The organism is Sinomonas cellulolyticus (genome assembly GCF_014656475.1).
Taxonomy (GTDB): domain Bacteria; phylum Actinomycetota; class Actinomycetes; order Actinomycetales; family Micrococcaceae; genus Sinomonas; species Sinomonas cellulolyticus.
On sequence record NZ_BNCM01000007.1, the window covers coordinates 87,337 to 108,021 of the forward strand.

General features: G+C 69.9%; 19 protein-coding genes. 5 read left to right on the forward strand and 14 right to left on the reverse strand.

What is annotated here, in order from left to right; all coding sequences use genetic code 11:
* Positions 1 to 47 precede the first annotated feature (47 nt).
* Positions 48 to 653, forward strand: coding sequence for a YceI family protein (locus tag IE231_RS10620; protein ID WP_189693943.1), 606 nt, complete (start codon positions 48 to 50; stop codon positions 651 to 653).
* A 9-nt stretch (positions 654 to 662) separates the two neighbouring features.
* On the forward strand, positions 663 to 1,145 hold the full coding sequence (locus IE231_RS10625; protein ID WP_189693944.1) for a 2'-5' RNA ligase family protein: 483 nt from the start codon (positions 663 to 665) through the stop codon (positions 1,143 to 1,145).
* Between the two features lie 99 nt (positions 1,146 to 1,244).
* Here the strand turns inward: IE231_RS10625 and IE231_RS10630 are convergent, their stop codons facing one another.
* Complete coding sequence (locus tag IE231_RS10630) at positions 1,245 to 2,159, reverse strand: DUF4031 domain-containing protein (RefSeq protein ID WP_189693945.1); 915 nt, start codon at positions 2,157 to 2,159, stop codon at positions 1,245 to 1,247.
* A gap of 138 nt (positions 2,160 to 2,297) precedes the next feature.
* Here IE231_RS10630 and clpB point away from each other — a divergent pair, with 138 nt between their 5' ends.
* A complete protein-coding gene (gene clpB / locus IE231_RS10635; protein ID WP_189693946.1) occupies positions 2,298 to 4,937 on the forward strand; it encodes an ATP-dependent chaperone ClpB in 2,640 nt (879 codons plus the stop codon).
* A 106-nt stretch (positions 4,938 to 5,043) separates the two neighbouring features.
* On the opposite strand, the gene IE231_RS10640 is transcribed toward clpB, so the two are convergent.
* Complete coding sequence (locus IE231_RS10640) at positions 5,044 to 5,466, reverse strand: septum formation family protein (RefSeq protein WP_189693947.1); 423 nt, start codon at positions 5,464 to 5,466, stop codon at positions 5,044 to 5,046.
* A 463-nt stretch (positions 5,467 to 5,929) separates the two neighbouring features.
* Between IE231_RS10640 and IE231_RS10645 the strand changes: the two genes are divergently transcribed.
* Positions 5,930 to 6,160, forward strand: coding sequence for a DUF3073 domain-containing protein (locus IE231_RS10645; protein ID WP_189693948.1), 231 nt, complete (start codon positions 5,930 to 5,932; stop codon positions 6,158 to 6,160).
* A gap of 72 nt (positions 6,161 to 6,232) precedes the next feature.
* Entirely contained in the window at positions 6,233 to 7,105 is an 873-nt protein-coding gene (locus tag IE231_RS10650; protein ID WP_229866699.1) for a Sir2 family NAD-dependent protein deacetylase, read from the forward strand.
* 28 nt (positions 7,106 to 7,133) lie between these two features.
* Here the strand turns inward: IE231_RS10650 and IE231_RS10655 are convergent, their stop codons facing one another.
* The 12 genes from IE231_RS10655 to gcl all read right to left on the reverse strand — a co-directional run bounded on the left by IE231_RS10655 (position 7,134) and on the right by gcl (position 20,552).
* Entirely contained in the window at positions 7,134 to 8,330 is a 1,197-nt protein-coding gene (locus IE231_RS10655) for a cytochrome P450 (RefSeq protein ID WP_201896911.1), read from the reverse strand.
* Between the two features lie 49 nt (positions 8,331 to 8,379).
* On the reverse strand, positions 8,380 to 9,567 hold the full coding sequence (gene purM, locus IE231_RS10660; protein ID WP_189693949.1) for a phosphoribosylformylglycinamidine cyclo-ligase: 1,188 nt from the start codon (positions 9,565 to 9,567) through the stop codon (positions 8,380 to 8,382).
* Complete coding sequence (gene purF, locus IE231_RS10665) at positions 9,564 to 11,234, reverse strand: amidophosphoribosyltransferase (protein WP_189693950.1); 1,671 nt, start codon at positions 11,232 to 11,234, stop codon at positions 9,564 to 9,566. Before purF ends, purM begins: the two co-directional genes overlap by 4 nt.
* 12 nt (positions 11,235 to 11,246) lie before the next feature.
* A complete protein-coding gene (locus IE231_RS18505; protein WP_306341565.1) occupies positions 11,247 to 11,714 on the reverse strand; it encodes a hypothetical protein in 468 nt (155 codons plus the stop codon).
* A 160-nt stretch (positions 11,715 to 11,874) separates the two neighbouring features.
* Positions 11,875 to 13,371 carry a nucleobase:cation symporter-2 family protein gene (locus tag IE231_RS10675; protein ID WP_189693951.1) on the reverse strand — a complete coding sequence of 499 codons (1,497 nt, stop codon included), beginning with the start codon at positions 13,369 to 13,371 and terminating at the stop codon, positions 11,875 to 11,877.
* Between the two features lie 239 nt (positions 13,372 to 13,610).
* Positions 13,611 to 14,555 carry a factor-independent urate hydroxylase gene (gene pucL / locus IE231_RS10680; RefSeq protein WP_189693952.1) on the reverse strand — a complete coding sequence of 315 codons (945 nt, stop codon included), beginning with the start codon at positions 14,553 to 14,555 and terminating at the stop codon, positions 13,611 to 13,613.
* 4 nt (positions 14,556 to 14,559) lie between these two features.
* On the reverse strand, positions 14,560 to 14,901 hold the full coding sequence (gene uraH, locus IE231_RS10685) for a hydroxyisourate hydrolase (protein ID WP_189693953.1): 342 nt from the start codon (positions 14,899 to 14,901) through the stop codon (positions 14,560 to 14,562).
* Between the two features lie 4 nt (positions 14,902 to 14,905).
* Positions 14,906 to 15,451: a 2-oxo-4-hydroxy-4-carboxy-5-ureidoimidazoline decarboxylase gene (gene uraD / locus IE231_RS10690; RefSeq protein ID WP_189693954.1), complete on the reverse strand. Its 546-nt coding sequence runs from the start codon at positions 15,449 to 15,451 to the stop codon at positions 14,906 to 14,908.
* A 275-nt stretch (positions 15,452 to 15,726) separates the two neighbouring features.
* The gene (gene bcp / locus IE231_RS10695) at positions 15,727 to 16,200 is read right to left on the reverse strand and encodes a thioredoxin-dependent thiol peroxidase (protein ID WP_189693955.1); all 474 of its coding nucleotides are present in this window, start codon (positions 16,198 to 16,200) and stop codon (positions 15,727 to 15,729) included.
* A 23-nt stretch (positions 16,201 to 16,223) separates the two neighbouring features.
* On the reverse strand, positions 16,224 to 17,564 hold the full coding sequence (gene allB, locus IE231_RS10700; RefSeq protein WP_189693956.1) for an allantoinase AllB: 1,341 nt from the start codon (positions 17,562 to 17,564) through the stop codon (positions 16,224 to 16,226).
* Entirely contained in the window at positions 17,561 to 18,727 is a 1,167-nt protein-coding gene (locus tag IE231_RS10705) for a glycerate kinase (protein ID WP_189693957.1), read from the reverse strand. The genes allB and IE231_RS10705 overlap by 4 nt, the downstream gene beginning before the upstream one ends.
* Positions 18,728 to 18,743: 16 nt before the next feature.
* The gene (gene gcl / locus IE231_RS10710; protein ID WP_189693958.1) at positions 18,744 to 20,552 is read right to left on the reverse strand and encodes a glyoxylate carboligase; all 1,809 of its coding nucleotides are present in this window, start codon (positions 20,550 to 20,552) and stop codon (positions 18,744 to 18,746) included.
* Between the last annotated feature and the right edge of the window lie 133 nt (positions 20,553 to 20,685).

Below are 20,685 nucleotides of genomic sequence, written 5' to 3' on the forward strand. Positions count from 1 at the left end.
ACACGACGCGGAGCGCACTATAGGTTTGGTCTGATAAGGAGGCACGAATGCCCGAACTCGATAGTTCCCTTGCCGGCGAGTGGAAGTTCGATCCCGCGCACACACGGGTCGGCTTCTCCACCCGCCATGCAATGGTCACCAAGGTCCGCGGCGCGTTCAACGACGTCGAGGGCACCATCTTTGTCGACGCGGACGAGCCCACCAACTCGTCCGTCAACGTCACCATCAAGGTGGCGAGCATCGACACCCGCAACGCCCAGCGTGACGAGCACCTGCGCACCAACGACTTCTTCGATGCTCCGCACTACCCGGAGATCACGTTTGTCTCCAAGCGCATCGACCAGGTCGAGGAGAACAGCTTCATCGTCTCGGGCGACCTGACGATCCGCGGCGTGACCAAGGAGATCGCACTGCCGCTGGAGTTCGTCGGCATCGAGACGGACCCCTTCGGCAACATGCGTGCCGGCTTCGAGGGGTCCCGCCGGATCGACCGCAAGGACTTCGGGGTCAACTGGAACGCTGCGCTCGACTCCGGAGGTGTCCTGGTGTCGGACCGCATCCTGCTCGAGTTCGAGATCTCGGCGATCAAGACGGTTCCGGGCGGCGATTCCGCCGGCGACGAAGCGAAGGCCGAGCAGTCGGACCACAGCTGACGCGCTGACATGGACGACCTCGGCGATTCCCATCCCTTCGTCGCGGTCGCTTTCGTCGAACCTGTCGCCGCGATGCGGTTCGGCAAGCGGCATTGGCCGCTCCATGTGACGCTCGTACGTTTCGACCTGGCCCCGGAGGCCGCCCTCGAGGCAGTCTCCGGGGCTCTGTCGTCTTTCCATCCGTTCCGCATCCGCGTCGGCCACGACGCCGACTTCGGCTATCGGGGACGTGTCCGCGTCTCGCTCGTGGAGCACGACGCCGCTCTGGCGGCGCTGCACGAGCGGACCCTCGCTGCCGTGGCCAGCTTGGGCGGCCGTATCCACAGTCCACACCACACCGGCACCGGGTTCCGGCCCCACATCACGGTGACCGGCGACCGGCGGGTCCACGAGGGCGAGGACGTGCTCCTGCGTACCGCGGCGCTCGTGGACATGGCCCCGGACGGCGACAGCGAGTGGCGCCTGCCCGTGGCGCTCTGGCCGCGGCCCTGACCGCTGCCGTACGCTCTGGCCCCGGTCTGGGATGGCAACCGGCCCGTTCGCGGCGTGTTCCGCGAGCTAGCGGTGAGAAGCGGGCAGGAGCGCCCACCCTCACTCCGAGGTCGTGATCCACGAGCCCGCTTCGAGCTCCCGGCGGAGGTTCTCGCGGGCCCGGGCACTCCACAGGCCACGGGCCGCGGGGGTGTGGAACAGCGGGTCCAAGCCCAGGAGCGACTCGAGGACGGACGCTCGGCCTGCCCGGAACACCTCGTCGGGCACATGGCCGAACTCCTCGCGTACTTGTGCCGCATAGCGCCGGTACCCGGCGAGGTCCCGGCCCAGCACGGCAAGGTCGGCGTCGCACAGGAGCTGCCCCCCGGTGTCATGCGCTTCGGGGGAGTGCGCCGTGGTGAGCCGCACGAGCCTGCCCACCTCGGCCACCTCGGCATCGGGCAGCCCCGCCCCGCTCAGCCGTTCCTCGGCGAGCACGGCGGACTCCTCCTCGTCCTGGCCGGGGCGCGGCGGGTCGGTGGAGTAGACAGCATCGTGGAACCATGCCGCGAGAGCCACGGGCCGCGGCACTGCCCGGGCTGAGCCGGCATCGGCGATCGTGTCCAGAGAGCCCAGGACGGCAAACAGGTGGGCGCGCGTGTGGTACCGCCGATGCGGCTCGGCCCAGCGGTGCAGCAGTTCGCGGCCGAGCTCGGCGTGCCCGGGCAGGAGGGCCTCCCAGCGCTGAACGAGCGGAAGCTCGAGGGCGTTGGGCCGCTCGCGCGCCGGTACCCGCAGGCCGGAGGAGATGAGCGCCCGGGCGAGGTCGCGGCCCGTCACGTGCCGCGCCCCGAGCGCCACGAGTTCGGCGTGGCGACGCTCCGGCACGTCATAGTGGTCCTCGTCGAAAGCCCGCTCCGGGATCCCGGCAGTGGCGGCAAAGGCGTGCAGCTCGGCCAGCGACGCGTCCGAGACGAGGTGCGCGAACACGGTCCCGTGGGCCGGCCAGATCGGGGAATCGATGAGGATTGCCATGGCCACCAGCATCCCACTCCAAGAAGCGCTGCATTTGGCTGTCAAAGTTGAGCAAGATACACTCAACTTAGATGCGTTGACCTAAGTGAGGTCAGCGCGGTTGGATGGGTCCGGAAGCTGCGTCGAAGGGAGCATGTTGTGGACGTCAAATTCACTACCAAGAGCCAGGAAGCACTGTCTGCCGCGGCGATGAATGCCTCGACGGCGGGCAATCCCCAGGTGGAGCCCGCCCACCTGCTCAAGGCCCTCATGGACCAGCGGGACGGCGTCGCCGTGGCGCTCCTGCGCGCAACCGGTGCCGACCCCGACGCCGTGAGCGTCGCGGCCAGCACGGCCATCAAGGCCCTCCCGTCGAGCTCGGGCACCACCGTGGCCCAGGCGCAGCTCAGCCGCCAGGGGCTCCAGGTGATCCAGGCCGCCCAGCAGCAGGCCGAGCAGATGGGGGACAGCTTCGTCTCCACCGAGCACCTCCTGCTCGGGCTCGCGGCCGACGGCGGCCCGGCTGGCGCCGCGCTGCGGGACAACGGTGCGGCGCTCGAGTCGCTCAAGGCCGCCCTTCCGGGCGTGCGGGGCGACCGCAGGGTGGATTCCCCGGACCCTGAGAACACCTTCCAGGCGCTCGAGAAGTACGGCACGGACCTCACCGCCATTGCCCGCTCCGGCAAGCTCGACCCGGTGATCGGACGCGACTCCGAGATCCGCCGGGTCGTCCAGGTCCTCTCCCGCCGCACCAAGAACAACCCTGTGCTGATCGGTGAACCCGGCGTCGGCAAGACTGCCGTCGTGGAGGGCCTCGCCCAGCGCATCGTGGCCGGGGACGTCCCCGAGAGCCTGCGCGGCAAGACCCTCATCGCCCTGGACCTCGGCTCGATGGTCGCAGGCGCGAAGTACCGCGGCGAGTTCGAGGAGCGGCTCAAGGCCGTCCTCGAGGAGATCAAGGCCTCCGAGGGCCAGATCGTCACGTTCATCGACGAGATCCACACCGTGGTCGGCGCCGGCGCGACGGGCGATTCCTCGATGGACGCCGGCAACATGCTCAAGCCCATGCTGGCCCGCGGCGAGCTGCGACTCATCGGCGCGACGACGCTGGACGAGTACCGCGAGAACATCGAGAAGGACGCCGCTCTCGAGCGCCGCTTCCAGCAGGTGTTCGTCGGCGAGCCGAGCGTGGACGACACCATCGCGATCCTCCGCGGTCTCAAGGAGCGCTACGAGGCGCACCACAAGGTCGCGATCGCCGACTCGGCCCTTGTCGCGGCCGCCACGCTGTCCAACCGCTACATCTCCGGGCGCCAGCTCCCGGACAAGGCGATCGACCTCGTCGACGAGGCGGCGTCCCGACTGAGGATGGAGATCGACTCGGCGCCCGAGGAGATCGACCAGCTGCGCCGCGCCGTCGACCGGCTCACGATGGAAGAGCTTGCCCTCGAGGACGAGACCGATGCCGCGAGCGTGGAGCGGCTTGCTGCGCTCCGCGAGGACATGGCGGACAAGAAGGAGCAGCTCGCGGGGCTCAATGCCCGGTGGGAGGCCGAGAAGGCGGGCCTGAACCGGGTCGGCGAGCTCAAGGCGAAGCTCGACGAGCTGCGGTCGCTGGCCGACAAGGCCCAGCGCGAAGGCGACCTCGGGGAAGCCTCCCGCATCCTGTACGGCGAGATCCCCACGCTCGAGCGCGAACTCGCCCAGGCAAACGCGGAGGCGGCCGAGCAGGACACGGGGGGCAAGGCCACCATGGTGGCCGAGGAGGTCACCGCGGACGACATCGCCGAGGTCATCTCCGCCTGGACGGGCATCCCCGCCGGCCGCATGCTGCAGGGCGAGAGCCAGAAGCTCCTGCACATGGAGGAGGAGCTCGGCAAGCGGCTCATCGGCCAGAGCAAGGCGGTCGCCGCGGTCTCCGACGCCGTGCGGCGCGCCCGCGCGGGGATCAGCGATCCCAACCGGCCCACGGGCTCCTTCCTGTTCCTCGGCCCCACCGGCGTCGGCAAGACCGAGCTCGCGAAGGCGCTCGCGGACTTCCTCTTCGATGACGAGCGCGCCATGGTGCGCATCGACATGTCTGAGTACTCGGAGAAGCACGCCGTGGCCCGGCTCGTCGGTGCCCCTCCGGGCTACGTCGGGTACGAGGAGGGCGGCCAGCTGACCGAGGCCGTGCGCCGGCGCCCGTACTCGGTGATCCTGCTCGACGAGGTCGAGAAGGCCCACCCCGAGGTCTTCGACATCCTCCTGCAGGTGCTCGACGACGGGCGCCTCACGGACGGGCAGGGCCGCACCGTGGACTTCCGCAACGTGATCCTCGTCCTGACCTCCAACCTCGGCAGCCAGTTCCTCGTGGACCCGGACCTGAGCGAGGAGTCGAAGCGGGAGGCCGTCATGAGCGTGGTCAACGCCTCGTTCAAGCCCGAGTTCCTCAACAGGCTCGACGACGTGATCATGTTCGACGCGCTCTCCGTGGACGAGCTCTCCCGGATCGTGGAACTGCAGGTCGCCTCGCTCCAGTCGCGGCTCACCGAGCGCCGGCTCACCCTCGAGGTGAGCGATGCTGCGAGGGCCTGGCTCGCGATGACCGGCTACGATCCCGCGTACGGCGCGCGGCCGCTGCGCCGGCTCGTGCAGCGTGAGATCGGCGACCGCCTGGCCCGGGAGATCCTGGCAGGGGAGATTGCCGACGGTGACACGGTCCTCGTGGACGTGGCAGATGTCACGGTCGACTTCAAGGACCTCGCGGGCGCCTCGAGCGGACTGAGCGTCACGCGCAAGGAGCCCGCGGTCCAGTAGTCCTCAGGCCGGTAGGAGGATGGACTCGGGCCCCCTGCCGCCGGGAAACGCACTGCGGTCCCGGCGGCAGGGGGCTTATGCCACCCTGAGCGGGGGGTGTCGCCGATCAGTGGAGGAACGAAGCGGTGAGCGTGTTCCCGTCCGTGGTCACGATGTAGCAGTCCATGCGCCGGTCGCCGGAGGCCCAGCCCTCCTGGCTCGGGTAGGCCGAGCTCTGCTTGAGGTTGCCCGTGTTCTCCGGAAGCTTGATGTCAGGCGCCTTGCACAGCTGGCCTGCGCGCTGCTCGAGCGCTTCGCGGCCGGGGTAGGCCTCCTCGGCGGGGGCGTTCTCGACGCCGACGAGCTGCGCCGAGTGGGGCTGGGAGCACTCCACGGTGGTCCCCGAGGTGGCCGCGGCGTCGAAGTCGACGAAGCAGTCTCCCTTCGCGTACGCGGTGGAGTCCACGGCGGGCTTGCGGCCCGCGCCGGCCAGTGCCGCAATGCCCCAGATGATCAGTCCGACGGCCACGATTGCCGCGATCAGGTACACCGTTCCCCTCCGACGGCGACGGGCACGCGCTTCGCGCCGTGAGCCCAGTCCTGGACCGTCAGAGCCTGCCGTCCCGCGGCCCATCCAGTCTGGGCGGCCCGACTGGCGAGACTGGCCAAGACGTCCCAAGCGGCCGAGCCAGCGGGGGCGGCTCAGCCGGCCCAACCGGCCGGCCGAGCCGCCAGGATCTGCTGGAATTGCAGGCTTCGGGGCGCGGGCAGGCTTGGGCGGGGGCGGGGGAAAGTGCCCCGGGCGTGGGGCGCCGGGGAGGTTGGGCGTGCTCATGCACTGGGCTCGCTTCCTTGTAGCTCACACGGCCAGTGGACAGCGCCGAGGCGAATACGCATGCCGGCGCAATTACATGTAGTCTAGACCTACGACAAATTGATCAGACACTCCGGGGCCTCGCGAGCATGCCCTTCGCGACAACCTCCGGGACCGACGCAAAAGAGGGGGTCACGCCATGGGGCGCGGCCGTCAAAAGGCTAAGGCAACCAAGCAGGCCCGGGACATCAAGTACTACAGCCCTAGTACTGACTACCGAGCTCTCGAGCGCGAACTCGGCTCGCAGGGTGGCCATTCTTCTCACCGGTACTCCGACGACTCCGAACCGGACTACTCCGAGTACGAGGACAAGTACGGGGATCAGTTTGCCGACGATGACGATGACGAGGACTCCCGCCGGATCGGCTGAGCACTGAACTCGTTCGAACACCCCGCCGTCGCTGGAGCGCACGCCGCCGCTCTGAGGTCCATTGCGCGCGAGGTGACCGAGACCGCGGAACCGCAGGCCCCCGCCGTCGCCCGTGAGGGAATCCTGGGGATGCTCCGGGAGGGGGCAGTGCTCGCGCTCACCGGCGCTGGGGTGTCCACGGCGTCGGGAATCCCCGACTACCGCGGCCCCCAGGGCTCATGGCGTAAGCACCGCCCCATGACATACCAGGAGTTCCGGCACGATTCCGAAGCCCGCCACAGGTACTGGGCGCGCAGCTACATTGGCTGGCGGCACCTGAACCGTGCAGAGCCGAACCGCGCCCACCGCGTGCTCGCGGACCTCGAGTCGCGCGGTTCCCTGGCCGGGGTGGTCACCCAGAACGTGGACGGCCTGCACGCTGCCGCCGGGACCCGGCACCTCGTGACACTGCACGGCGACCTGGACAAGGTGGTGTGCCTCAACTGCGGCAACGTCGAGGGCCGCACCAATCTCGATGAGCGCCTCGCCCAGGCCAACCCCGGCTACGCCGAGGCGGTCGCCCACGATCCCGCGGCCGTCAACCCCGACGGCGACGTGGAACTCGACTCCCACTGGATCGGCCGTTTCGTCATGGTCCCGTGCCTCGTGTGCGGCTCCGACATGCTCAAGCCGGACGTGGTCTACTTCGGCGAGAGCGTTCCCCCTGCACGCAAGGAACGCGCGACGGCGATGCTCGCCTCCGCACGCAGCCTCCTCGTGCTCGGCTCGTCGCTGGCCGTCATGAGCGGCTTCAGATTCGTCCTGGACGCCGTCCATCAGGGGAAGCCCGTGGGGATCGTGAACCAGGGGCCGTCCCGGGGTGACACGCGGGCGCAGTGGCGTTGGCGCACGGAGGTGGGGGGCGCCCTCGAGGAGCTCTCCGCGCTGCTGGCCCTCGGCGCATAGCAGACTTCCAGGGGCGTTGCCCCTGGCGTCAGGCGAGCCGCACGCCGACCGTGCTCCAGCCTCCGGAGGGATAGGCTGCGCGCCGGGGCTCCTCTCCCGCGGGCTCGATCGACGCGGTGGCGCCGAGGAGCTCCTGCAGGAGGACGCTGAGCTCGAGCCGCGCGAGCGGGGCCCCGGGGCATGCGTGGATGCCTTCCCCATAGAGCAGGTTGTCGGCCGGGTTGCGGTCGAGCCTGAACTCGTCGGCGTGGTCGAAGACGGCTTCGTCCCGGTTCGCCGAGGCCCAGAGCACCACCACGCGCTCCCCGGCGGGGATGATGCGGCCGCCCACTTCGACCTCCCGCGTCGTGCGGCGCCGGTTCGCTATCAGCGGCGCATCGATGCGGAGGATCTCGTCGCTCGCGCGGGCGAGCAGCCCGGCGTCGTGCCTCCGGGCGCGGAGGTCGCCCTGCACGTCAGGATGGCGGGCGAGGAAGCGGACCAGGATCCCCACGCTCGCGGCAATCGTGCCGAGCTCGCCGACCGTCCAGTTGCGTACGATCGAGACGATCTCCTCGTCGGTGAGGGGACGGCCGTCGATCTGCTCGCCGAGGAGCTCGGTGGTGGCGTCCATGGGCGGCTCGGCGCCGGAGGTCCGAGCCTCTCGGCGCGTCTCGAGCTGTTCGCGGATGTACCCGTCGAACTCCAGGGCGATCGCGGACATCGCCTTGCGGTCCAGCCTGAGTGTCGCGGCCTGGTTCTTCCGGGTCCACTCGCGCAGGGGGCCGTGGAGTGTTTCCGGCCAGCCCATGAAGGCGCACTGGACCTCATTCGCGAAGGGCTCGGCCAGCGCGGCCATGGCATCCACCTCGGTGTCCCGGGCGAGGCCGGCGACGAGCCGGTGCGCGATCCTGCGGCAGGTGGGCTCGAAGGCGTGCATGCGCCAGGGCGTGTAGTACTTGTCCACGATCGCCCGATATGGCCCGTGCTCCGGGGGGTCCATACCGTTCGGCACCGTCAGATGGGCGGAGACGGCGTTCGAGAACGACCGGGGATCCTCGAGGATGGCCCGGTTGTCCGCGTGGCCGAACACGGCCCAGTTGCCCTGGGCACCGAGCGCCACGGGGCAGCGGCCCCTCATCGCGTCGTACGCCGCGATCTGGTCGGCCTGGACCTCCTCGGAACGGGGATCCCAGTCGAACGCGGGAACGGCGTCGCGCGCCGTGTCATCACGCTTCTGCTCCACGGGCTCCACGGTGCCAGACGGCCGCCGCGCGGGGAAGGTCCCGCGCCGGTCAGGCGTAGGCGTTCACGAGGCGGACGGCGCCGCCGTCCACGCCCTTGGCGCCCTGCACGTAGTCGGAGCCGCCAGTGGCCGCCAGGCTGGGGTCGTCGGCGCCGACCGCGCCCATGACCCACGCGGGCAGCCCGCGCTCGGCCAGACGGGCGAGGGCCGCGTCAGCAGCGTCGGGTGCCACGATCGCGACCATGCCCACGCCGAGGTTCAGCGTCCGCTCGAGGTCGGCCTGCGGCACGTTCCCCAGCTGAGAGATGACCTTGAAGATCGCCGGGAGCTCCCACGTGGAGCGGTCCACGGTGGCCAGGAGGCCCTTGGGGAGCACGCGGGCGAGGTTGGCTGCGAGGCCGCCGCCGGTCACGTGGCTGAAGCCGCGCAGCGGAAGCCCAGTACCGGAGTCCGCGCCGTTGAGCGCGCGCACGAGGTCGAGGCAGTCGGCGGCGTACACGCGCGTCGGCTCGAGGAGCTCCTCGCCGAGCGTGCGGCCCAGCTCCGAGACCTGGCGGTCGAGGGCCCAGCCGGCGTGGTTGATGACCCGGCGCACGAGCGAGTACCCGTTCGAGTGGATGCCCGAGGACGCCATGCCGATCACGACGTCGCCCTCCCGGACCCGATCGGGACCGAGCAGCGCGTCGGCCTCGACCACACCGGTCGCCGCGCCCGCGACGTCGTACTCGCTCTCCCCGAGGAGACCGGGGTGCTCGGCGGTCTCGCCGCCCACGAGCGCGGTGCCCGCGACCGAGCAGGCAGCCGCGATGCCGCGGACGATGTCCGCGATCCGCTCAGGGACGACCCTCCCGCACGCGATGTAGTCAGTCATGTACAGCGGCTCCGCGCCGACCACCACGATGTCGTCCACGACCATGCCCACGAGGTCGAACCCGATGGTGTCGTGCACGTCCATGGCCTGGGCGATCGCGACCTTGGTGCCCACGCCGTCCGTGGACGTCGCGAGCAGCGGGCGCTTGTAGGACGTCAGGCGGGAGACGTCGAAGAGCCCGGCGAAGCCGCCGACGCCGCCCAGCACCGAGGCGTTGTGCGTCGCCTTCACGGCGTCCTTCATGAGCTCGACGGCGCGGTCCCCGGCCTCGACGTCGACTCCAGCGCCAGCGTAGGTGATCACCGTGCTGGCGGTCCCGGACTGGGTGGTGCCGGCGGGGCGGGGCTGTGCGGGCGTGGCGCTCATACGGTCTCTCTCCTGGCGGCGTCGGGCGTCTTGTCGGCATCGGTCAGCAGGGGCTCGAACTCCGAGTCCGGACCCGGGTCGCAGCCGGTCGAGCCGGGGTGGCCGCCGTCCTCGCCCTCGGCGATGGGGACCCTCTCCGGCTCGGGCAACCCGGCAGCGGCATCGTCGCCGTCGTGCGCGATCTCGGCGTCTGCGGTGCGGGTTCCGCGGCGCTCGAGCACGTTCTTCCCGAGCTTGTCCGCGCTCGGCAGCTCGATGGGGTACCTGCCGGTGAAGCAGGCCGTGCACAGGCGCTCGCGCGGCTGCTGGGTCGCGGCGATCATGCCGTCCTCGGAGATGTATCCCAGGGAGTCAGCGCCGATGGCCTGGGAGATCTCCTCGATCGTTGCGCCGTTGGCGATGAGCTCCGCGCGGGAGGCGAAGTCGATGCCGTAGAAGCACGGCCACTTCACCGGCGGCGAGGAGATCTTGACGTGGACCTCAGCGGCGCCCGCCTCGCGCAGCATCCGCACGATGGCACGCTGCGTGTTGCCGCGGACGATCGAATCGTCGACCACGACCACGCGCTTGCCGCGGATCACCGACTCGAGGGCGTTGAGCTTGAGCCGGATGCCGAGCTGGCGGAGGGTCTGGGAGGGCTGGATGAACGTGCGGCCCACGTAGGCGTTCTTGACGAACCCGTGGGCGAACGGGATGCCCGACTCCTCCGCATAGCCCACCGCGGCCGGGGTGCCGGATTCGGGGACGGGGATGACGATGTCGGCGTCGTGCGTGTTCTCGCGGGCGAGCTGGCGGCCCATCTCCACGCGGGACTCGTAGACCGAGCGGCCCGCGATCGCTGCATCCGGGCGCGCGAGGTAGACGTACTCGAAGACGCAGCCTGCGGGGGTGGGCTTGCCGAAGCGCTGGGAGCGCACGCCGTGCTCGTCGATCGCGATGAACTCGCCGGGCTCGATCTCGCGGATGAAGCTCGCACCGACCGTCGCGAGGGCCGACTGCTCGGATGCGACCACCCAGCCGCGCTCAAGGCGCCCCAGAACCAGCGGACGGATCCCGTAGGTGTCCCGCGCTGCGTAGATCGTGTTCTCGTCCATGAAGACGAAGCAGAAGCCGCCGCGGATCTTGGGCAGCAGCTCCATCGCGGTCTCCTCGAGCGTCTGGCCCTTCCGGCCCGCGAGGAGCGCCGTCACGAGCGCCGTGTCCGAGGTGTTGCCCTGCTTCATCTCGCCGGTGAGCTCGCCGCCCGTGAGGTCCTCGATCATGTCGCGGAGCTCTGCGGTGTTGGTGAGGTTGCCGTTGTGGGCGAGGGCCACCGTGCCGGACGAGGTGGCGCCGAGCGTCGGCTGCGCATTCGCCCAGTGGCTCGCGCCGGTCGTCGAGTAGCGGCAGTGGCCCACCGCAAGGTGCCCGGTGAGCGAGTTCAGCGTCGACTCGTCGAACACCTGGGACACGAGCCCCATGTCCTTGTAGACGCTGATGCGCTCGCCATCGCTCGTGGCGATGCCCGCCGATTCCTGGCCTCGGTGCTGGAGCGCGTACAGGCCGTAGTAGGTGAGCTTGGCGACCTCCTCGCCGGGCGCCCAGAGCCCGAAGACGCCACAGGCGTCCTTCGGGCCCTTGTCGAGGGGATCGAGGTCATGGGAGAGGAGTCCGTCAGCGCGTACCACTGGCCAATTGTCTCACGGAGCAGGGGCCGGGCCCGCCTCGGGGCCTTCGGCTGACGGTGCGGCGGCACCTCCACGCGAGGCGCCGCCAGCGGACGACGGCGCGTGCTCGCCGTCGTGCGCCGGAGCGGCCGGCCCAGCGGGCAGCTCAGCGCCGTCCGGCGGCGTGGTGGCCTCCGGCCGCGTCGTGGCCTCCGGCGGCGTGGTGGCCTCCGGCTCGTCGACCTCCTCCACGACGGCCCGCTCCGTGCGGCGAAGGAGGACGCGGTCCAGGATGAGGGCCACCACCCCGCCCACGAGCACGCCAGCCGCGGCGAACAGCACGAGGAAGTATCCGAAGACCGAGCCCTGGGTGTAGTCCTTCGGGGCCGGGACGGCGTACGAGGTCACGGCCGCGACGACAACGCCGAGCAGGCCGCCGGCCACGAGGAACGGGACGTACTTGGGCGCACGGCGGACGGTGATCTGGCGCTGGGTGGGCATGGGTCCAGTCTACGGGGCCGTGCGCTGCAGAGGTGGCCGGTGACCAGAGACCCCGCAACGCTCCGCCAGAGACCCCGCAACGCTCCGCCAGAGACCCCGCAACACTCCGGTTGCGGGGTCTCTGGCGGGCTGTTGCGGGGTCTCTGGCCTCAGGTGGCGATCAGTGCCCGTGGGCCCCGTTCCTGGCCTTGACCGGCACCTCGTTGCCCTCCTTGTCGAGGATCCTACCGTCCTCGCAGCGGTCGCCCTCCTCGAGGCACTCGAGCACCTCTTCGGGAATGACGCGGACCGGCGCGGCGCCGAAGACCGACGGGTCATGCGGCGTGCCCCGCTTGAACACGTTGAAGATGATGTTCAGCAGGACGGCCATGATGGCGGCGGAGCTGATGCCCGAGTCGAAGATGACCTGGAACCACGAGGGGAAGTGGGCATAGAACGTCGGGCTGACCACCGGGACGAGGCCGAACGCGATTGACGTCGCCACGATGACCAGGTTCATGTTGTCCTTGTAGTCCACCTTGGACAGGGTCCGGATGCCCGAGGCCGCGACCGTGCCGAAGAGCACGACGCCTGCGCCGCCGAGGACGGGCATGGGGATCGCTGCCACGACCCGGCCGAGCACAGGGAGCAGGCCGAGCACCACCAGGACGCCGCCGCCCGCTGCGACCGCGAAGCGGCTCTTGATCCCCGTGACGGCCACGAGGCCGACGTTCTGTGCGAACGCGCTCTGGGTGAAGCCGTTGAAGACCGGGGACACCGCGGAGGAGAGCATGTCGGCACGGAGGCCGTTGGCGATGCGCTTCGAGTCGACCGTGGCCCCGGTGACCTCGGCCACCGCGAGGATGTCCGCCGTCGTCTCCGTGAGGATGACGAGGACCACGATGACCATCGAGATGATCGCGGCGGGCTCGAAGGTCGGGAGGCCGAAGTGGAACGGCTCGGGGAAGGCGAAGACAGGGCCGTTGAGGACCTGGGAGAAGTCCGCTTTGCCGAGGAAGACCGCGATGACCGTCCCGATGACGATCGAGAGCAGGATCGACAGGCGCGAGACCATCCCGCTGCCCAGCTTGCTCAGGATCATGATGACCGCGAGCGTGAGCGCCATCAGGCCGATGTTCGCGGGGCTGCCGTAGTCCGGGGCCTTGGCGTTCCCGCCCAGGGCCCAGCCGGCAGCTACCGGCACGAGCGAGAGGCCGATGGTGGTGATCACCACGCCCGTCACCACCGGCGGGAAGAAGTGGATGATCTTGGCGAAGAACGGTGCGACGAGGAGGCCGATGACCGAGGCGGCCATGACGGCACCGAACACCGACGGAAGGCCGCCGCCTCCGTTGACGATCGCGAGCAGGGTGGCGACCGAGGCGAACGAGGTCCCCTGCACGAGCGGCAGCTGCGAGCCGAACCACTTGACGCCGAGCGTCTGCAGCAGCGTCGCGAGGCCGCCGATGAAGAGGCAGGCCGTGATCAGCAGCGCGAGATCGGGGCCTTTGAGGCCGGCCGCCGAGCCGATGATGAGCGGCGGCGCGATGATGCCGCCGTACATCGTCAGCACGTGCTGGAACCCGTACGCGAACGCAGTTCCGAGGGGAAGCTTCTGGTCTTCTGGCCGTGCAGCCTCGGTCTGTGCCTCAGATGCGGGCGCGGACTTTCGGGACATAGCGGACCTCCTTGTCAGCTGTGATATTCCGAGTGCGCAACTTGGGGTGGAGGGGATGGATGCCGCGGGCGGCCGGCCCCAGGGAGGGCGGTGCCGCCCGCGGCGGTCTGGTGGCCCCCGGGAGGGGGCGGTATCGCCTCAGGCGAGGCGATCGGGAGGAGGACGACGGCGGCCGGAGTTCACCGCCGTCGTGCACGCCTCCCGTGGGGGTACAGCGGGCGTGCTGGAGCCGGTGGGGCTCAGCAGAAGCCGGTGATGCCGTCCCACGCGTCGTTGTCCGCGGAAATGGACTCCCGCTGGAAGTTCGCCTCGATGAGGCCGTACGGGCGGTCAGCCGCGTAGAAGACCTCGTTGGGGTTGTCGAGGCCGAACGGCGTCAGGTCCACGAGGAAGTGGTGCTTGTTCGGGGTCGAGAAGCGAAGCTCCTCGATCTCCGGGTGGGCCTCGAGGACCTTCTGCGCCATCCCGTACAGCGTGTGCTGCAGGGCGTACGAGTAGCCCTCGGTGAAGCCCTCGAGCAGGAGCGCCTTGACGTCGTCGTACGACTTGTTGAAGTCGACCGAGCCGTTCGCGATCGCCTCCGGGCTGTAGCGCCAGCGGGCCGAGACGTCGGTGGCCAGGATGCGGTCCGTCGTCTCCTCGAGCGTGGTGAAGCGGTCCTTCGGGTAGCCCACGAAGCCCGACTGGGTCGACTTCAGGACCGTGAGGTCGTTCAGGCCGGAGATGACCTGGATGGTGTCCCCTTCCTTCACGACCACCGCGTTGCGGACCTCCTGGCCCTTGCGGACGAAGGAGTGGTCGTGGCCCTCGGCCTTGCCCTGAGACGGCGCTGAAATGCGCTCCCAGGCGTACTGCTCGGCTTCCCAACGGCCGCCGGTGACCCAGCCGAACTCGGACGTGAAGTGGTTCGCGAGGCGGATGAGGAACTGCTCGGGCGAGCCGACGCCATCACGGGCGAACCCGAAGACGGTGTTCTTCTGGGTGTCGGTCGGGACGACGTGGCCGTTGTCGCCGTCGAAGTGCGCCGCGTCGAAGTCGCCGCGCAGCTGCGACGTGACGCTCAGGTCCTCGATCTCGTGGCGGTCGGTGTCGCGGGTGACCTTGACGACCCGGACCTCGGCCTTGCCGTACTGGTTCTTGCCCAGGACGATCTTGGTGTTCTCGTTGCTGTTGTTCTGCGCCATGGCGCTAGCTCCCTCGGTACGTTGAAAAGGCGAAAGGACTCAGCAGGAGCGGCACGTGGTAGTGCGCCTCCGCCGCGTTGACTGTGAAGGTCAGCGAAACCTCCGGGAAGAAGGTGTCCTGTCCGATGCCGGCGAAGTACGGTCCGGTCGCGAACTGGAGGCGGTACTCACCGCTGTCCAGCTGCTCGGGGCCGAGCTCTTTCACCCGCCCGTCTGCATCGGTGATGCCCGTGCCAATCCGGGACCATGCGCCGCCGTCGCGGGCGTAGAGTTCGACGGCGACACCTGCTGCCGGCTTGCCGGCAGCGGTATCCAGAATGTGGGTGGTCACATGTGAGACGCTCACGCGCTCAGGCTCCTTTCGAAGCGAAGGTCCCGCCGTGGGAAGGCTCGGCGCTCTGCTCGGCCACGCTCTGCTCGAGGCGGAGCACCGCGATTTCGCGCAGCTGACCGGCGACGACGCGCTCCTCCTGCTCGGGCGTGTGGCCCAGCCGCTCCCGGAGCGACTGGAGCATCTCGTCGGCGCTCCGGCCGGCCGCGCGGATCAGGAAGACCCGGCCGAACTTCTCCTCGTAGGCTCGGTTGCCTTCCGCCAGCGCGGCGGCGATCCCTTGGTCGCCGTGGTCCACGCCAGCCTGCTCGCGGCGGGACATGGCGGCTTCGGTGCTCTGCGCCCTGGGCGTCTCGCCGATGCGGGGATGGTGGGCGAGAGCCGATTCCAGCTCTGCGCTCGTGAAGGGGTGGGCCGCGGTGCGGGCAGTCTCGAGGAGGGCGTCCAAGCCCGCGAACGGGCGGGCTGCGGTGATCTCCTCGACCCAGCGGTCGACGTCGAGGCACGGCTTCAGGAGTTCTCGTGCCTTCTCGGCGGGGGCGGCGTTGAACTGTTCAAGCAGCATGCTTGTCTGGTCCTCAACTGCTCAATGCTGGCATCCACGGTGACGGCTATACGGAACAGCGGTGTCCAGAACATCTGGGTTCCGTATCGTGGAACTGTTATTTCAGCATGTGCAATTAGTCTGCCCTACGGATGCTGTGACTGTCAACACATCCGGGTGATCTGGGATACATAATTTTAGCGGAAGTCCGGCCGGTCACGCCGGAGGACACAGAAGGGCCCCGGACCAGGTGGTCCGGGGCCCGGGCAGCGGCTTGTTGGGCCGGCCGCGGCGTCTCAGACGCCGAGCTTGCTCCTCAGCGCTGCGACGTGGCCGTTCGCGTCCACGCCGTAGTCGATCGACTCGATGGTGCCGTCGGGGGAGACCACGGCGGTGGAGCGGAGGATGCCCTCGCGCACCTCGCCCTTGACGATCCTTTCCCCCCACGCGCCCCAGGCCCGGGCGACGGCCGCGCCGTCGTCCGCCAGGAGCGGGAAGGTGAGCGAGTAGTCCTCGGCGAACTTCGCGATGTCCTCGACGGGGTCAGGGGAAATGCCGATGACACTCACCCCCGCCGCGTTGAGCGCGTCGAGGCTGTCCCTGAAGTCGCAGGCCTCGGTGGTGCATCCGGGCGTGGCGGCCTTCGGGTAGAAGTACACGACCACCCGCCGGCCGCGGAAGTCGTCGAGGGAGACGGTCTTCCCGGACTCATCCGGGAGTGAGAACGTGGGGGCCTGCTGCCCAGCGGTGAGCTTCGTCAGTGCTGTCAAGGGTTCCTCCTGGTGATTGGGCTTCACGCGGTGCCGCGGCGGATCAGTTGGCCCTTCGGCTCGTTGAAGTCCACCTCGGTGCCGCGCACGAAGGTCCTGCGCACCACGCCTGAGAGCGCCTTGCCCTGGTACGGCGTGATGTGGTTCTTGTGATGCAGCTTCTCTGCATCCACGATAAACGCCTCGTCCGCGGCGAAGACAGCGAGGTCGGCGTCGTAGCCCGGGGCGAGCGTGCCCTTGCGCTGGAGCCGGGCGAGCTCGGCGGGCTTGCGGCCCATCCACTCCACGACGCGCTCGAGCGGGATGCCGCGCTGGCGCGCCTCCGTCCAGATGATCGACAAGCCCAGCTGGAGCGAGGAGATGCCGCCCCAGGCGACGCCGAAGTCGCCGTTCTCGAGGTCCTTGAGGTCAACGGTGCTGGGGGAGTGGTCCGAGACGATGCAGTCGATGACCCCGTCCTCGAGCCCCTGCCACAGCAGCTCGCGGTTGGAGGCCTCGCGGATCGGCGGGCAGCACTTGAAGGCCGTGGCCCCGTTCGGGATCTCCTCCGCCAGCAGAGTCAGGTAGTGCGGGCAGGTCTCGACGGTGAGCTTCACGCCGTCGCGCTTCGCCGAGGCGATCATCGCGAGGGCGTCGGAGGACGAGAGGTGCAGGATGTGCGCGCGGGCGCCGGTCCAGCGGGCGCGCTCGATGACCTCCGCGATCGCGATGTTCTCCGCGCCGCGCGGGCGGGAGTGCAGGAAGCCCTCGTACTCGTCGCCATCGGGGCTGGGCGCGCGGTCGATCGCGCGGGAGTCTTCGGCATGGACGATCATGAGGCCGTCGAAGCCCGAGAGCTCCGCCATGTCCTTCTCGAGCTCGTCGGGCTCGAGCGGCGGGAACTCGTCCACGCCCGAGTGCAGCAGGAAGCACTTGAAGCCGAACACGCCCTCGTCGTGCAGCCCGCGGAGGTCGCCGGTGTTGCCGGGGATGGCGCCGCCCCAGAAGCCGACGTCCACGAAGGCCTGGGTCCGGGCAGAGTCCCGCTTGACGTTGAGCGCGTCGACCGTGACGGTCGGCGGGATCGAGTTCAGCGGCATGTCGATGATTGTGGTGACGCCGCCGGCGGCTGCGGCCTTCGTGGCGGACGCGAAGCCCTCCCACTCGGTCCGGCCGGGCTCGTTGACGTGCACGTGGGAGTCGACAAGGCCGGGGATGAGCGTCTCATCGTCGGCGAGCTCGATCGTCTCCTTGCCTACGAGGGCATTGCCGAGCGGCTCGAGCGCGACGATGCGCCCGTCCACGATGCCGACTTCGCGGGGCGCGATGCCCGCCGTCGTGAGGACCTTCCGGCCTCGGATCACCAGGTCGTATTCGGTAGTCACCGCACGGGCTCCTTCCTGCTGTTGCTGTCAACGATTGTCACGGCCAGATCTCTCCCGAGGCGCCGCAGGAGGCTTGCAGCCTCCCGGATGCACGTGTCCACGTCCGGCTCGAGGTCCGTGAGCGCGTGCACGGAGGCGAACCCAGCCTTGGCCCGGGATGCGGCGTCGAGCTGGCTGCGCCCGCACACCGCGACCACGGGGATTCCGAACGCCGCGGCCTCCGCGGCGACGCCCACCGGTGCCTTCCCGGACAGGGACTGCGCGTCGAGGCTGCCCTCGCCCGTGACCACGAGGTCAGCGCCGGCGAGCTTCCCGCGCAGGCCGGTGAACTCGACGACGACGTCGATCCCGCGCCTCCGCTGGGCCCCGAGGGCGAGTGCAGCGTACCCCACGCCGCCCGCCGCGCCGGCTCCCGGGATGTCCTTCGAAGCGGCGGCTGCCGGGCCGAGCGCCTCGCCGAGGATCCCGGCGAACCGCGCCAGGGCGGCGTCGAGCGCCTCCACGTCCGACGGCGATGCCCCCTTCTGCGGGCCGAACACGGCCGCCGCTCCACGAACCCCGAGGAGGGGATTGTCGACGTCGGCAGCCAGGGTCAGCTGGGCGCCGTCGAGCCGGGTGTCGAGGCCGGACAGGTCCGCTGCGGCGATCCGCGCGAGGGCCGCGCCTCCGAGCGGGAGGTCGAGCCCGGCGTCGTCCGTGAACCGCGCGCCGAGGCCCGCGAGCATGCCCGCGCCGCCGTCCGTGCAGGCGCTGCCGCCCACGCCGAGGATGATGCGTCGGCAGCCCGCGTCGAGTGCCGCGCGGATGAGCTGGCCGGTGCCGAGGCTCGTGGCACCGAGCGCGTCGAGCGTTCCGCCGAGCAGGACGTCGAGGCCGGAGGCCGCGGCCATCTCGATGACCGCGGTCCTGGTCCGCTCCGGGCCGTCCGAGACGGCGAACTCGGCCGTGAGCGGCTGCCCCGTCGGACCGGCGACCACCGCCCGGCGCGGGGTGAAGCCCGCGCCGAGCGCTGCGCTCACGGTTCCCTCGCCGCCGTCGGCCACGGGGACCTGGACGAGCTCGGCCTCGGGCAGCACCTGGCGGATGCCGGCCGCGAGGGCGTCGGCCACCCCTGCGGCGGTGAGGGACCCCTTGAACTTGTCGGGGGCGAGGACGATCTTCATGGTGTCGGTCCCGGCCCTAGCTGCCACTGCCTGCGGCCATCGCCACGATGGCGGTCGGCGCGTCCTCGCGGCGCTGGGCGAGCTCCTCGAACTCCGTCACGTTGTCCAGCTCCGTGCCCATCGCGATGTTGGTCACGCGCTCCAGGATGCACTCCACCACCACGGGAACCTTGTACTCGGCCATGAGCGCGCGCGCCTTCTCGAAGGCGGGGCCCAGGTCCTCGGGGTGCTCGACGCGGATGGCCTTGCAGCCGAGCCCCTCGGCCACCTTGACGTGGTCCACGCCGTAGCCGGCCGCGATGCTGCTCCCTGATCCCGGCTCCGCGTTGATGTTCTCGAACGCGAGGGACACCTCGAAGTCCATCTCGAAGCCGCGCTGGGACTGGCGGATGAGGCCCAGATAGGAGTTGTTCACCACGACGTGGATGTACGGAAGCTGGTGCTGTGCGCCCACGGCGAGTTCCTCGATCATGAACTGGAAGTCGTAGTCGCCCGAGAGCGCCACCACCGTCTCACCGGGCTTGCCGCGCACCACGCCGAGGGCCGCGGGCCCGGTCCAGCCCAGAGGGCCCGCCTGGCCGGCATTGATCCACTTCCGCGGGCCGAACACGTGCAGCAGCTGCGCGCCGGCGATCTGGGACAGGCCGATCGTGGTCACGTAGGTCGTCTCGGGGCCGAACGCCCTGTTCATCTCCTCGTAGACGCGGAACGGCTTCAGGGGCACGTTGTCGTAGTGGGTCTTGCGCTGCATCCTGCCGCGGCGCTCCCGTGCGGAGTCGGCCCACGCGCTGTAGTCGGGGAGGGTCCCGGCGGCCTTGCGCTCGCGGGCCACCTCGAGGATCGCGTCCAGGAACGCACCCGCGTCGGAGACGATGCCGAAGTCGGGGGAGAACACGCGGCCGATCTGGGTCGGCTCCACGTCCACGTGCACGAACGTGCGGTCGGCGGTGTACTTGTCCACGGAGCCCGTGTGGCGGTTGGCCCAGCGGTTGCCGATGCCGATCACGAAGTCGGACTCGAGGAACGTCGCGTTGCCGTACTTGTGGGCGGTCTGGAGGCCCACCATGCCGGCCATGAGGCGGTGGTCGTCCGGGATGGTGCCCCAGCCCATGAGGGTCGGCACCACGGGGACGTTGAGGGTCTCTGCCAGCTCGACGAGCTGCGGCGCCGCGTCGGCGTTGATGATGCCGCCGCCGGCCACGATGAGCGGCTTCTCGGCAGCGGTGAGCATGTCCAGGGCCTTCTCGGCCTGCTTCCGCGTGGCGCGCGGCTTCTCGACGGGGAGCGGCTCGTAGGCGTCGATGTCGAACTCGATCTGGGCCATCTGCACGTCGAACGGCAGGTCCAGGAGCACGGGACCGGGTCGGCCCGTGCGCATGAGCTGGAACGCCTTCTGCACCGCACCGGGGACCTGCCCCGGCTCGAGGACGGTCATGGCCATCTTGGTCAGCGGCTTGGCGATGGACTCGATGTCCACGGCCTGGAAGTCCTCCTTGTGCAGCTTCGCCACGGGCGCCTGGCCCGTGAAGCACAGCATCGGGATGGAGTCGGCCTGCGCGGCGTAGAGTCCCGTGATCATGTCCGTGCCGGCGGGGCCGGACGTGCCCAGGCACACGCCGATGTTGCCGGCCTTGGCGCGGGAGTAGCCGTCCGCCATGTGCGAGGCGCCCTCGACGTGGCGGGCGAGCGTGTGGCGGATGCCGCCGTGGGCCTTCATGGCCGCGTACAGGGGGTTGATCGCGGCGCCCGGGAGGCCGAACGTCTCGGTAGCCCCCTCCTTCTCGAGGATGGCCACGATCGCGTCGACAGTGCGCATCTTTGCCATTGCCGTTGCTCCTTACTGGGAAGTCTCTGCTGGGTCTTGGGGAAGTGGTGGGGGAAGTGGGGCCGGCCCCGGGGTTGCGCGCCCGGGGCCGGCGGTCTGTGGGGCACCGCCCGCGCGACGCGGGGTGCCGTGC